Raw genomic sequence first — 13,834 nt, 5'->3', positions numbered from 1 at the left:
ATCGCCGAAGCGCCCTTGCCGGCGGGGGACCGGGAGCGGCCGGGGCGCGGTGCCCTCGAATGATCTTGTTTGAATATGCGACGCCTCACCGGGCCCCGGAGTTGACACGCCACGCCGAGATGGCGCGATCAAGATCGCCAACCCGAGGGAATTAGTGCGGATCTACTGCGCTATACCCGATTCTCGTGTTGTGATTGGGGCGCTATCCGACTTCTGTGCGCCCAGTGGCGGGCGCGTTCGAATGGATGTGATGCGCGGTGCGCCACGCGTTCGGCTTCCTCCTCGGCGTCCTGCTGACGCCCGCGCTGCTCTACGGCGCGGCCTGGGGGTACGTGCAGGCCGGCCAGTCCTTCGACGGCGCCGGGCAGGAGATCACCGACCGCACCCGCATCTACGGCGCGTTCGCCCTGCTCGCCGCCGTGGGCCTGGTGATGGGCGTGATCATCGTCGCGCGGTGGGCGTCGCCGCTGGTCTCGCTCGTGCCCGCGCTGGCACTGCTCGGCTTCACCGGCTGGTTCCTGGTCGACCCCGGCCGCGTCCTCGACCTGCCCGGCGAGGTGCCGCCGGCGGGCGACATGGACTCCGGGCTGCGCATGCTGCTCGGCTCCGGCCTGTACGCGATGATGGGGCTCGCCCTGCTGATGCCGACGTGGGCGCCGCGCCGCTGGAGCTCCCGCCGCGACGAGGACGCCGCCGACATGGAGTTCTACTCCGCCATGGAGCGGGACGGCCGGGCACGCGACCGGATGCGCTGACGGCCGGATGCGCTGACGGCCGGGCACGCCGGTCGGCGCGAGGAGCGTCCCGGCGGCGCTCCGCTACGGCGCCACGGGGCGGGAGCGCAGGTACGCGTGGTCGCCCCGGTAGAGGCCGGCGAGGACCTCCTCGATCCCCGACTCCCGCAGCGCGATGTCGCGGACCTCGTGGACGCGCGCCAGCTCGGCGATGACCGCCGCCGCGTTCGCCGAGCGCGGCAGCCGCAGCCACTGCCGCGGCCCCTCCACCCGCTCGGCCTCGATCCCGGCCAGCCTGATCGGCGGGCCCGGCCGGGCCAGCTCGACGACCAGCTGCCGGTCGGCGTCCACGGTGCGGCGCAGCGCGTCCAGCCCGCCGTCGTAGGCGAGCCGCCCATGGTCGATGATCATCACGCGGCGGCAGAGCCGCTCGATGTCTCCGAGGTCGTGCGTGGTCAGCAGGATCGTGGTGCCGCGCTCGGCGTTGATGCGTTCCAGGAAGTCGCGGACGGTCGCCTTGCTCACCACGTCCAGCCCGATCGTCGGCTCGTCCAGCACGAGGAGTTCGGGGTCGTGCAGCAGGGCGGCGGCGAGGTCGCCGCGCATCCGCTGGCCGAGGCTGAGCTGCCGGACCGGGGTGTCCAGGAACGGCTCCAGCTCCAGCAGCGCGGTCAGCTCGGCGAGCCGCGCCCGGTGCGCCGCCGCCTCCACCCGGTACAGCCGCCGGACGAGGGCCAGGCTGTCGCGCAGCGGCAGGTCCCACCAGAGGGTGGTCCGCTGGCCGAACACCACCCCGAGCCTGCGCGCGAGCGTGGTGCGCCGTCGCGACGGGTCCAGCCCGCAGACCCGCAGCCGGCCGGACGAGGCGGTGAGGATCCCGGTCAGCATCTTGATCGTCGTGGACTTGCCGGCCCCGTTCGGCCCGAGGTACCCGACGAACTCGCCCTGCTCGACGGCGAACGTCACCCCGTCCACCGCGCGCACGGTCGTGCGGGTCCGGCGCAGGCCGCCCGAGCGCGCCCGGACGGTGAACGACTTGGCCACGTCCACGGCCTCGATCATCGGCACCCGGCATCAGCTCCCTGTCGATCGGTAGTGCCGCAGCCCCGCCCGCCATGCCAGCCCGCCCAGCACGCACATGAGCACGGCGACCGCCGGGGACGCGAACCGCGCCGCGGCGGGCAGCCCGAGCGGGTCGGGACGGTCCAGGACGTACAGGGCGGGCTGCCAGTTGACGAACGCCAGCGGCACGACGAACGTCACCCCGCGCACGAAGTCGCGGGCGAACATGGTCATCGGGTACTGGGTGAGGAACGCGCCGCCGTAGGTCATCGACTTGCTCGCGCCATGGCTGTCGACCAGCAGGAACTGCACCGCGCCCGCCAGCACCCACAGCCCGCCGAAGATCGCCGTCCCCGCCAGGACCATGACCGGGACCATCGCGACCCGGCCCGGCGTCCACGGCACGTCCACGGCGGCCAGCGCGTACCCGAGGACGAGGACCGCCGGGACGAGCTTGCCGAACCGCCGGGGCGAGAACTCCTCCGTCGCGACCTGGACGAGCGGGCTCACCGGCCGCACCAGCATCGCGTCCAGCGTCCCGCGCCGCACGTGCTCCCCGAGCCGCTCGGTGGTGCCGAGCGCGATGTCGGATAACCCGAACGCCAGCGAGGCCGTCCCGTACAGGAACAGGACCTCGGGCGCCGTGAAGCCGGCGATGCGCGGGGCGTGCGCGAACAGCAGCACGATCGCGGCGACGTCCAGCCCGGTGACGAACGCCGTCGTCAGGGCCAGCAGCACCATCGACACCGGGTACTGCGCCGCCGCCCGTATCCACGTCCAGGCGAGCAGCCCGTACACGCGGACCGCGCCGGCCACCGCGGGTTCAGCCACCGTGCACCACCAGCTTCCGCCTGGCGGCCCGCGTCAGCAGCGCCCCCGCCCCGAGCAGGAGCACGGCCCACAGCGCCTGGAACGCCAGAGCGCCGAGGAGCCCGGGGCCGCTGTGCCGGCCGAGGAACACGTCGGCCGGCACCTGGATCTGCGCCGCCCACGGCAGCGCCTGCGCGACGGTGCCGAGCCGCCCGGGGAAGACGACGAGCGGCAGGATCATCCCGGAGAAGAACAGCGACATCACGAGCGTGACGCCGCTCAGCCCGCGGTCGTCGTGCAGCCAGAACATCCCGAGCGCCACCAGGTACCGCAGCCCGAAGCTCACCGTCACGGCGAGGACGAACGCCAGCGCGAACGCCGCGAGGTGCGCCGGGGCGGGCGCGCGGAACGGGAAGACCAGGGCGCCGGCCAGCAGCGGCGGAACCGCGCGCAGCGCCAGCGCGCCGGCCGCGCGGCCGAGGTCGTCGGCCAGCCACCAGCCCTGCAGCCCCACCGGCCGGTACAGGTCGATCGCCACGTCGCCGTTGCGGATGCGCTCGGTGAGCTCCATCCCGCCGAAGACCTGCACCGGCCCGATCAGCGCCTGGGTGATGAAGCAGAACGTGACGGCGTCCGTGGCGTCGTACCCGCCGAGGGACGGCTTGACCTGCCACAGGGCCAGCAAGACGTAGGCGCGCATGAACCCGAACATGGTGTTGGTCAGGGACTCGGCCAGCGAGCCGAGCGGATACGCGGTGTGCCGACGGAAGCCGTACCACCACACCCACGGAAGAACGCCCACTTGCGGAGAGCCTAAGGACACCTTCCGCCAATCACCACGTAATTCGCCACAGAACGGAGCCCCGGCCGATCGCGCCGGGGCCCGGTTCCGTGTACCGCCCCCGTTTACCGACTCCGTGTACTGGCTATGTCAGTCCGGTCCCGATGTCAGTCCTGCGGGATTTCGGGCTTGACGGGCGAGTAGAGCCAGTCGGTGAAGAAGGTGCTCAGGTCCTGGCCGGCGATCTGCTGCGCGAGTGAGGTGAACTGGTCGGTCCTGGCGTTGCCGTACTTGTGCCGGGCGTACCAGGACCGCAGCAGGGTGAGGAAGGCGTCGTCGCCCATCCTCTCCCGGAGGAACTGCAGCATCATGCCGCCGCCGTTGTAGACGCGGTCGTTGAACATCGTGTCCCGCTGCGGGTCGGCCGTCAGCACCGACCAGAACGGCCGCCCCTCACGGTCGGGGAACGGGCGGGCGGCGTAGGCGGCGCGGGCCGCGTCGTGGGCGCTCCGGCCTCCGTGGAGCTCGGTGTAGTACCAGGCGGCCCAGGTGGCGAAGCTCTCGTTCAGCCAGACGTCCTTCCACTGCGCCGGCGAGACCGCGTCGCCGTACCACTGGTGCGCCAGCTCGTGCACGATCGTCCCGGTGCTGCGCACCGCCGAGTAGACGGGCTTGCTCTGCGTCTCCAGCGAGAACCCGAGCGGCTGCCCGTCGAACTGGGCGTCGTCTGCGATCGCGCCGGTGCTGGCGAACGGGTAGCGGCCGAAGGTCTTCGACCACAGGTCCGTGACCTCGCTGGTGGTACCGAAGAAGAAGTCCACCGCGTCGGGCTGGTTCGCGAGGAGCACGGGATCGACGGCCGTGTAGTTCGGGACGCCGCCCGGTGTGAGGCCCTGCTTGACGTCCCACTTGCCGATGTCGATCGTGGTGAGGTAGCTCGCCATCGGGCTGTCCTCGTGCCATCGGAAGACCTCGGCGCGGGTCTGCGCGCCACGGCGGCCGAACGACGCGGTGGCGGAGCGGTGGCTCGCGAGGCGGCCGTTGGCGACGGCCGTCAGGCCCTCCGGCACCGTGACGGTGTAGTCGTAGGTCGCCTTGTCGCTCGGGTGGTCGTTCACCGGGAACCACGTGCTGGCGCCGTTCGGCTCGCCGCCGACGAACGCGCCGTCGGGCGTGTGCAGGAACCCGTAGGGGGAGCCGAACACGATGGGCGAGCCGACGATGGTCTGCGGGACGCCGCCGTACTCGACGACCGTCCGGAAGACCGACCCCTTCCGCAGGCCCTCGCGCGGCGTGATGATCAGCTCCTGGCCCTCCCGGGTGTAGCGGGCGGTGCGCTGGTCGACCCGGATCCGCCGCACGTCCATGCCGGACAGGTCCAGGTCGAACCGGGAGAGGTTCTGCGTGGCCCGGGCGGTGATGGTCACGGTGCCGTCGAGCTGGTCGTGGTCGGGGTCGTAGCTCAGGTCCAGCGAGTAGTGCCGGACGTCGTAGCCGCCGTTGCCCTCCAGCGGGAAGTAGGGGTCGCCGACTCCCTGTGCGCCGGGGGCGAAGCGTCCGTGGCCGTCCGCGGAGGCGGCGGGCGCGAACGCGACGACGCTCACGGCGGCGACGGCGATCGGGAGCATCCGGCCGGGTATCGCCCGGGACCGGACGGACCGAGGGTGACGCGCCATCAGAGATCCTCTCTGCGAGTGATCAACTAGCGCGCTCACGATGCGCCGATTATCCGGCGTTGTCGAGGTCCGTTGCCGCATGTGGCCGGGTGGGCAGGGGTGCCGCGCACACCGTAAGGCCCCCGCGGGTGTAGGACGCGGGGGCCTTCGGGGCCTAGGGGGGATCAGACCGGAAGGTGGGGCCGGCGGCGCTGCCGGCCGGGGCGGATCAGTGGAACTGACCCTCCTCCGTGGAGCCCTTCAGCGCCGTGGTGGACGAGTCGGGCGCGATCGCGGTGCTCACCAGGTCGAAGTAGCCGGTGCCGGCCTCGCGCTGGTGCTTGACCGCGGTGAAGCCCTTCTCGGCCGCAGCGAACTCGCGCTCCTGCAGGTCGACGTAGGCGGTCATGCCCTCGCGGGCGTAGCCGTGGGCCAGGTCGAACATGCCGTAGTTGAGCGCGTGGAAGCCGGCCAGGGTGATGAACTGGAACTTGAAGCCCATGTGGCCGAGCTCGCGCTGGAACTTGGCGATGGTCGCGTCGTCCAGGTGCGCCTTCCAGTTGAAGGACGGCGAGCAGTTGTAGGCCAGCATCTGGTCCGGGTACTCGGCCTTGACGGCCTCGGCGAACTTGCGGGCCTGCTCCAGGTCCGGGGTGCCGGTCTCCATCCAGATGAGGTCGGAGTACGGCGCGTAGGCCTTGGCGCGGGCGATGCAGGGCTCGATGCCGTTGCGGACCCGGTAGAAGCCCTCGGCGGTGCGCTCGCCGGTGATGAACTCGCGGTCGCGCTCGTCGACGTCCGTCGTGATCAGGGTCGCGGCCTCGGCGTCGGTCCGCGCGATGATCAGAGATGACACGCCGGAGATGTCCGCGGCGAGACGGGCGGTGTTGAGGGTCTTGATGTGCTGCGAGGTCGGGATGAGGACCTTGCCGCCGAGGTGGCCGCACTTCTTCTCGGAGGCCAGCTGGTCCTCCCAGTGCACGCCCGCGGCGCCCGCGGCGATCATGCCCTTCATCAGCTCGAAGGCGTTCAGCACGCCGCCGAAGCCGGCCTCGGCGTCGGCCACGATCGGGGCGAGGAAGTGGGTGTCGCCCTCGCCCTCGGCCCACTGGACCTGGTCGGCGCGCAGCAGCGCGTTGTTGATCCGGCGGACCACGGCCGGGACCGAGTTCGCCGGGTAGATGCTCTGGTCCGGGTAGGTCTGGCCCGCCAGGTTGGCGTCGGCGGCGACCTGCCAGCCGGACAGGTAGATGGCCTTGAGGCCGGCCTTGACCTGCTGGACGGCCTGCAGCCCGGTCAGCGCGCCGAGGGAGTGGACGTAGTCCTCCTCCTGCAGGAGGTTCCACAGCCGCTCGGCGCCGAGGCGCGCGAGGGTGTGCTCCTCCTGGACCGAACCGCGGATCCTCACGACGTCCTCGGCCGTGTAGGTCCGCTCGACGCCCTTCCAGCGCTCGTCGGTCTCCCACTGTCGCTGCAGCTCCTCGGCTGCGCCCTTGAGGCGACTATCGCTCATCGTCCAACCCTTCCGTGTCGTCCCCTGGGTGCTTGCTACGACTATGCCCAGGTAGCAACCCCAAAATGAACTCGCGAGTAACGAAAGAACTGCGAAATTTCCGCTACGATGAAGCGGTGACGACCTTGCGACCAGAAGAACCCCTCAACTTGACGAGTGACGTAGATCTCGTCACCTTCGGGCAGCGGCTCCGTCATCTGCGCCGCGGCCGCGGCCTGACGCTGTCGGAGCTCGGCGAGCGCGTCGGCCGAGCCCCGTCCCAGCTCTCCCTGCTGGAGAACGGCCGGCGCGAGCCCAAGCTGTCGCTGCTGCAGGCCCTCGCCACCGCGCTGGAGTGCCCGGTGGAGGAGCTGCTGCGGCGCCAGCCGCCGAGCCGCCGCGCGCAGCTGGAGATCCAGTTGGAGGAGGCCCAGCGCGACCCGCTGTACCGGACGCTCGGGCTCTCCTATCTCAAGGTCGGCAAGCGGATGCCGAACGAGGTCATAGAGCACATTCTCGCCCTGTACGGGGAGCTGAAACGCAGCCGCACCAAGCCGACCGCGAGCCCCGAGGAGGCGCGCAAGGCCAACGCCGAGCTGCGCCGCCAGATGCACGAGCGCGGCAACCACTTCGCCGAGATCGAGCGCGTCGCCTCCCAGACCCTCGACTCCGTCGGCTACCGGCGCGGCGCGGTCTCGCAGGGCCTGCTGATGACGCTGGTCGGCCACTTCGGGTTCAGCCTCCAGTACGTCCAGGACCTGCCGCGCTCGGTCCGGTCCGTCACCGACCTCCGCAACCGGCGGATCTACCTGGAGCGCGAGCAGCTCGGCATGCACACGCCGCGGACGATCCTGCTGCAGACGCTCGGGCACATCGCGCTCGACCACGACCAGCCGCGCGACTTCGCCGACTTCCTCCGCCAGCGCGTCGAGGCCAACTACTTCGGCGCGGCGATCCTGATGCCCGAGCGCAGCGTCGTCCCGTTCCTGCAGGAGGCCAAGGCGGCGCGGGAGCTGTCCGTGGAGGATCTTGCGGACGTCTTCTCCGTCTCCTACGAGATGGCCGCGCACCGCTTCACCAACATGGCGACCCACCACCTGGATCTCCAACTGCACTTCACCAAGAACGACGAGAACGGCACCATCTACAAGGCGTACGCCAACGACGGCCTGGCCTTCCCGCAGGACGAGGACGGCGCGATCGAGGGCCAGCGGATGTGCCGGGAGTGGGCCGGGCGGCACGTGTTCGGCGCCGCGGACCGCTTCTCCGTCTACTACCAGTACACCGACACCCCCCAGGGGACGTACTGGTGCCTGTCGCACATCGATCCGAGCCACGAGCGCGACTTCGCGATCACGCTGGGCGTCCGGTTCGAGGACTCGCGCTGGTTCCGCGGCCGGGAGACGACCCGGCGGGTCAAGTCGGCCTGCCCGGACGGCGACTGCTGCCAGCGCCCCCCGAAGGAGCTGTCGGACCGGTGGGAGGGCATGGCCTGGCCGTCTGCGCGCGCGCACTCGCACGTCCTGTCCGTCCTGCCGCCCGGCGCGTTCCCCGGGGTGGACGAGGCCGACGTCTACGCGTTCCTGGACAAGCACGCCGCCGAATGACCGGTGTGTTGCGGCCGCGTCAACTCTTCGGGTCGGTTCGTTCCCTCCCGTCCCGGCAGTGAATGATCTGGGAGGATCTGGCGTTCCCTGTAGGTGAGGGGGCGTCCTGCCGGGACGGCCCAGAGGGGAGGGAGAGCGCGTGCTGCCCGAGGTCGCGTCGTGGTTGGCCCGCCGCACGAGCACGGCGGAGGACTGGCCGCCGCGCCTCCTGCTCGCCGCCAAGGGCGACACCAGGGTCAGCGTCGTGCTGCCGGCGCGGGACGAGGAGGCCACGGTCGGCGCGATCGTCGCGGCGATCCGGACCGACCTCGTCGAGCGGGTCCCGCTGGTGGACGAGATCCTCGTGGTCGACTCGCGCTCGGCCGACCGGACCGCCGCCGTCGCCGCCGCCGCGGGCGCCGAGGTGGTCGCGCAGGACGCCGTCCTGCCCCGGCACGGCCGCATGTCCGGCAAGGGCGAGGCGCTGTGGAAGTCGCTGTACGCGACGTCCGGCGACCTGCTCGTGTTCGTGGACGCCGACCTGCGCGAGTTCACCTCGTCCTACGTCACGGGGCTGCTCGGGCCGCTGCTGACCGACCCGTCCGTCGGCTACGTCAAGGGCTGCTACGACCGTCCGCTGGTGGAGGGCGAGCGCCGCGTCGAGGGCGGCGGCGGCCGGGTCACCGAGCTGGTCGCGCGCCCGCTGATCAACATGCACTGGCCGCTGCTCGCCGGGGTCATGCAGCCGCTCGGCGGGGAGTACGCGGGGCGTCGCGCGCTGCTGGAGCGGCTGCCGTTCGTCACCGGCTACGGCGTGGAGCTCGGCCTGCTGCTGGACGTCTACCAGGACGCCGGGCTCGACGCGATCGCGCAGGTCGACCTCGGTCGCCGGGTGCACGCGCACCAGTCCACCGAGGCGCTCGGCGCGATGGCGGGGCAGATCATGATCACCGCCTGGTCGCGGCTGGAGCGGCACGGCCGGATGGTGCCGCTCGAAGCGCCGTCCACCGCGCTGACCCGGTTCCACCGCGCCGCGGACGGACACGACGCCCGCACCACCGACGTGGCCGTGGGGGAGCGCCCGCCGATGATCGAGGTGCCCGGCTACGCCGCCGCCCGCTCCTTCACCCCCGGCCGCAGGTAGCCGCCTGCGCGCCGATGACCCCGGTCGCGGTCGTCGCCGGGATGTCGGTGTTACCCGCGGTAACTCCGATTGGTGCTACCGTTGGTAACAGCCATATTGGAGAAGGGGTTGAATAATCATGACGAGCGCGGATCAGACGCCGTTCTCGCTGGAGCCCAGCGAGGACGTTCGCGAGGTCAGGGACTGGGTGCACGAGTTCGCCAAGGACGTCATCCGCCCCGCCGCCGAGGAGTGGGACGAGCGCGAGGAGACCCCCTGGCCGCTGATCCAGGAGGCGTCCAAGGTCGGCATCTACTCCCTGGACTTCTTCGCCACCCAGTGGCTGGAGCCGACCGGCCTCGGCATTCCGGTGGCGTTCGAGGAGCTGTTCTGGGGCGACGCGGGCATCGCGCTGTCCATCGTGGGCACCGGCCTCGCCGCCGCGTCCGTCGCCGCCGTGGGCACCCCCGAGCAGGTCGCCGAGTGGGTCCCGCAGATGTTCGGCAGCCCCGACGACATCAAGCTGGGCGCGTTCTGCGCCTCCGAGCCCGACGCCGGCAGCGACGTCGGCTCGATCCGCACCCGCGCCGTCTTCGACGAGGCCAAGGACGAGTGGGTGCTGAACGGCACCAAGACCTGGGCGACCAACGGCGGCATCGCCGACGTCCACGTGATCGTGGCGTCGGTGTACCCCGAACTCGGCAGCCGCGGCCAGGCCAGCTTCATCGTCCCGCCGAACACCCCCGGCCTGAGGCAGGGGCAGAAGTTCAAGAAGCACGGCATCCGCGCCTCCCACACCGCCGAGGTCGTCCTCGACGACGTGCGCGTCCCGTCCCACCTGATCGTCGGCGGCAAGGAGAGGTTCGACGAGCGCATCGCGCGGACCCGCGAGGGCAAGAGCTCCAAGGGCCAGGCCGCGCTGAAGACGTTCGAGACGACCCGCCCGTCCGTCGGCGCCATGGCCCTCGGCGTGGGCCGCGCCGCCTACGACTACGCCCTCCAGTACGCGCAGGAGCGCGAGCAGTTCGGCAGGAAGATCGGCGACTTCCAGGCCATCGCCTTCAAGCTCGCCGACATGAAGACCCGCCTGGACGCCGCGCGCCTCATGGTGTGGCGGGCCGCCTGGATGGCGCGCACCGGCAAGGACTTCGAGAACGCCGAGGGCTCGATGGCCAAGCTCATGGCCAGCGAGATGTCGGTGTACGTCACCGAGGAGGCCATCCAGATCCTCGGCGGCAACGGCTACACCCGCGAGTACCCGGTCGAGCGCATGCACCGCGACTCCAAGATCTTCACGATCTTCGAGGGCACCTCGGAGATCCAGCGCCTCGTCATCGGCCGCACCGTCACCGGACTGCCCATCCGCTGACGCTCCCGCCCGGCACCGCCTCGCCCGGCCACTCGGCCACCGCCCGGCAACCGGGCGGTGGCCGAGTGGCCGACGACGGCCACCGTCCGCCGGGGCCCGGAATCGCCGACGCGGGGCCGGTTCCGGGCCGCGGGACATGGCGCCCATGGAGAACGGGCGCTGTCAAGGGCGAAGACCGCCCGCGGAGGGCATGTCCTAAATGTTGTAACTCGCCATAGTTGTGCCTCTGGTGCGCTGCTTGTCTCTAGATCGGCCGGTTGATCACCCGGCCGATCCCCGAGTGCGGGCCGTCCGCCCGCCTCCAGGAGGCAATGGTGCCCAGGACACGCTGGATGACCGTGACCGCCCTCGCGGCCACGGGGACGCTCCTCACCGCCGGCCTCGCAGTCCCCGGACGGGCCGCGCCCCCGCCGCCGCGCTCTCAGCCACCCGGCGACCATCCCGAACTGCCGGACAAGGATGCCCGTACCGGCCGGCTGGCCCCCACGACGCGCCAGCAGGACGCCGCCCGCGGGGTGGCCGTGCGCTGGAACAGGCTCGGCACGCCCGCGACGGTGACGGACGCGGAACCCCTGGCGGGCGGCCTGCCCGCCGATCCGGAGAAGGCCGCCCGCGCCTACCTCGCCGGTCACCGGGACCTGTTCGGCCTGGACGCCGCGGCCGTCGCCGCCCTGGAGAAGGTCGGGGTCAACCCCATCGGGAAGGGCGCGGCCGTGCTGCTGCGCCAGCGTTTCGGCGACCTGCCCGCCGGCCACGACGGTCTCGTCGCGGTCGGCGTCCGCGAGAACGAGGTCGTCTCGGTCACCTCGACGCTCGCCCGCGACGACGCCGCCCCGGCCCCGGCGACGCTGTCGGAGAAGGAGGCGGTGGCCGCGGCCGGACGGGACGCGGGCATCACCGTCTCGGACCGCACGACCCGCAAGGCGCGGCTCGTGGCGGTCCCCACCGCCGAGGGCGTCCGCAGCGCCTACCAGGTCACGCTGATCGACGCCGCCGGGAGCGAGCCCAAGGCCGTCACCTCCCACGTCGACGCCCGTACCGGGTCGGTCCTCGTGCGGGAGAACCTCGTCGACCACGACAGCGACGACCCGCGCTGGTCGGTGTTCCCGGCGACCCCGTCCGGCGACTACTCGTCCCGCGACACCAGGCGGACGTGGTGCTTCGCGCCCGCGCCGGGCTGCCAGTACGTCGCCGGCGGCGATCCGTCCACCGGACGGCCCTGGGACGTCGACCCGGCGACCGGCGCCCCGACCACGACCAGCCTGGGGAACGCCGCCCGCACCCACGAGAACCGGGCGAGCGGCGACCCCTTCTCGGTCGGCACCCGCAGCGGGGCGCCGAAGCCGGACCGCGTGTACGACTACCCCTGGGCCAACCAGTGGTTCGAGAGCAGGTGCGACCCGGCGACGCTGGACAGCCCGCAGGAGGCGGACGTCGAGGCGGCCATCTCGAACCTGTTCGTCCAGCACAACCGCATGCACGACTGGTCCTACCGGCTCGGCTTCACCGAGTCGGCGTGGAACATGCAGGCCGGCAACGGCGACCGCGGCGGGCTGGGCGGCGACCCCGAGCAGGGGAACGCGCAGGCCGGGGCGAGGATCGCGAGCATCCGCGACAACGCGAACCAGATCACGCCGCCCGACGGCACGCCCGCCGTCAGCAACATGTACCTGTGGCAGCCGATCGCGGGCGCGTTCTACCCGCCCTGCGTCGACGGCGACTTCGACATGAGCGTCATCGGGCACGAGTACTCCCACGCCATCTCCGGCCGCATGATCGGCGGGCCGGACGCCGGGTGGAGCGGGCCGCAGGCCGGTGCCATGAACGAGAGCACCTCCGACCTGTTCGCGATGGAGTACCTCAACGAGCACGGGTTCCGCGCGCCCGGCCGGACGCCGTACGTCACCGGCGCGTACGTCACGGGCGAGCCGCGCTCCGGGATCCGCAACTACGACATGAGCCGGAGCCCGCTCAACTACGGCGACCTCGGCTACGACCTGGTCGGCACCCAGGTCCACGCCGACGGCGAGATCTGGAGCGCCACCCAGTTCGATCTGCGGCAGGCGTTCGTCGGACGGTACGGCGCGGGCAGCGCCTCCCTCCAGCGCAAGTGCGCGGACGGTGCGGTGCCGGTCGACGAGTGCCCCGGCAACCGGCGCTGGGCGCAGCTGTCGTTCGACGCGCTGCTGCTCATGGCCACCGGGGCGGTCAGCTACGTGGACCACCGCAACGCTCTTCTCGCCGCCGACACCATCCGCTTCGGCGGCAAGGACCACGCCATGATGTGGAAGGTCTTCGCCCAGCACGGACTGGGAGAGGACGCGGCCAGCAACGGACCCGGCGACGCCGACCCGCGGCCGAGCTTCGCCTCGCCGATGTCACGCGACGCCGAGGTGACGCTGCAGCCCGCCGGTGACGCGAAGGGCGGCAAGGTCCGGCTCTACGTCGGCGACTACGAGGCGCGGGCCGTCCCGGTCGCCGACACCGACCCGGCCACTCCGCTCGGCGCGACCTTCGCGATCGCGCCCGGCCGCTACTCCTTCGTCGCGGTGGGCGAGGGCCTCGGCCACAGGCGGTTCACCGCCGCGATCGGCTCGTCCCAGCGGACGCTGCCTGTCGCGATGTCCCGCAACGAGGCGGCTGCCGCCAACGGTGCGACGGCCGCGGGTGACGGCGTCTCCCAGCCGGCGCTGCTGGACGAGACCGAGGCGACGAACTGGCAGTCGGTGCAGGCCCCGGTCGCGGGACGCCAGGTGACCGTCGACCTGGCCGGCGACCGCCCGGTCAGGATCGGCCGCGTGCAGGTGAGCGCGATGCTGCGCCCGTCGGTGGCCGGTGATCCGGAGGGCGCGGGCTCGTCGCAGAACCGGTTCACGGCGCTGCGCGCCTTCCGGCTGCTGGCCTGCGACGCCACCAGGGCCGACTGCTCGCAGGACGCGGGGTACCGCACCGTCTACACGAGCCCGGCCGACGCCTTCCCGGCGGACCGGCCGCGGCCGACGGCGCCCGACATCACCCTGCGCTCGTTCGACCTGCGGGGCACCGAGGCGACGCACCTGCGGCTGCAGGTGGTCTCCAGCCAGTGCACCGGCGCGCCGGCGTACGCGGGCGAGCAGGACGCCGACCCCCGCTCCGGCACCGACTGCGGCGGCAACGCCCCGCTGGCGGGCGTCGTCCGCGCGGCCGAACTCCAGGCGTTCGCCCGGTAGGCCCCGCGCGAGC

The 13,834-nt window shown here is 72.0% G+C and carries 10 protein-coding genes; 5 read left to right on the top strand and 5 right to left on the bottom strand.

Translation table 11 applies throughout. The annotated features are described in order from the left end of the window. The first annotated feature begins 257 nt into the window (after window positions 1–257). The gene (locus SM418_RS29390) at window positions 258–755 is read left to right on the top strand and encodes a hypothetical protein (RefSeq protein ID WP_371944288.1); all 498 of its coding nucleotides are present in this window, start codon (window positions 258–260) and stop codon (window positions 753–755) included. Between the two features lie 63 nt (window positions 756–818). Here SM418_RS29390 and SM418_RS29385 read toward each other — a convergent pair whose 3' ends face one another. The 5 genes from SM418_RS29385 to aceA all read right to left on the bottom strand — a co-directional run bounded on the left by SM418_RS29385 (window position 819) and on the right by aceA (window position 6,555). Beyond that, on the bottom strand, window positions 819–1,796 hold the full coding sequence (locus tag SM418_RS29385; protein ID WP_371944346.1) for an ABC transporter ATP-binding protein: 978 nt from the start codon (window positions 1,794–1,796) through the stop codon (window positions 819–821). Between the two features lie 12 nt (window positions 1,797–1,808). Beyond that, the gene (locus tag SM418_RS29380; protein WP_371944289.1) at window positions 1,809–2,627 is read right to left on the bottom strand and encodes an ABC transporter permease; all 819 of its coding nucleotides are present in this window, start codon (window positions 2,625–2,627) and stop codon (window positions 1,809–1,811) included. After that, the gene (locus SM418_RS29375) at window positions 2,620–3,408 is read right to left on the bottom strand and encodes an ABC transporter permease (protein ID WP_371944290.1); all 789 of its coding nucleotides are present in this window, start codon (window positions 3,406–3,408) and stop codon (window positions 2,620–2,622) included. The genes SM418_RS29380 and SM418_RS29375 overlap by 8 nt, the downstream gene beginning before the upstream one ends. A 146-nt stretch (window positions 3,409–3,554) precedes the next feature. Continuing rightward, window positions 3,555–5,063, bottom strand: coding sequence for a M1 family metallopeptidase (locus SM418_RS29370; protein WP_371944291.1), 1,509 nt, complete (start codon window positions 5,061–5,063; stop codon window positions 3,555–3,557). A gap of 208 nt (window positions 5,064–5,271) precedes the next feature. Further along, window positions 5,272–6,555 (bottom strand): isocitrate lyase, encoded by a 1,284-nt coding sequence (gene aceA, locus SM418_RS29365; protein ID WP_371944292.1) that lies wholly within the window; start codon window positions 6,553–6,555, stop codon window positions 5,272–5,274. Window positions 6,556–6,704: 149 nt separating this feature from the next. On the opposite strand from aceA, the gene SM418_RS29360 reads away from it, so the two are divergent. The 4 genes from SM418_RS29360 to SM418_RS29345 all read left to right on the top strand — a co-directional run bounded on the left by SM418_RS29360 (window position 6,705) and on the right by SM418_RS29345 (window position 13,821). Further along, entirely contained in the window at window positions 6,705–8,141 is a 1,437-nt protein-coding gene (locus SM418_RS29360; RefSeq protein WP_371944293.1) for a helix-turn-helix domain-containing protein, read from the top strand. A 139-nt stretch (window positions 8,142–8,280) separates the two neighbouring features. Continuing rightward, window positions 8,281–9,264 (top strand): glucosyl-3-phosphoglycerate synthase, encoded by a 984-nt coding sequence (locus SM418_RS29355; protein ID WP_371944294.1) that lies wholly within the window; start codon window positions 8,281–8,283, stop codon window positions 9,262–9,264. Window positions 9,265–9,382: 118 nt separating this feature from the next. Further along, a complete protein-coding gene (locus SM418_RS29350; RefSeq protein WP_371944295.1) occupies window positions 9,383–10,612 on the top strand; it encodes an acyl-CoA dehydrogenase family protein in 1,230 nt (409 codons plus the stop codon). Window positions 10,613–10,944: 332 nt separating this feature from the next. Continuing rightward, window positions 10,945–13,821, top strand: coding sequence for a M36 family metallopeptidase (locus tag SM418_RS29345; RefSeq protein WP_371944296.1), 2,877 nt, complete (start codon window positions 10,945–10,947; stop codon window positions 13,819–13,821). The last annotated feature ends 13 nt before the right edge of the window (window positions 13,822–13,834 follow it).

This window comes from Actinomadura chokoriensis, from assembly GCF_041463665.1.
Classification (GTDB): Bacteria; Actinomycetota; Actinomycetes; order Streptosporangiales; family Streptosporangiaceae; genus Spirillospora; species Spirillospora chokoriensis_A.
Note: the sequence above shows the minus strand (reverse complement) of the source record. Positions and strands in the feature narration are given on the sequence as shown.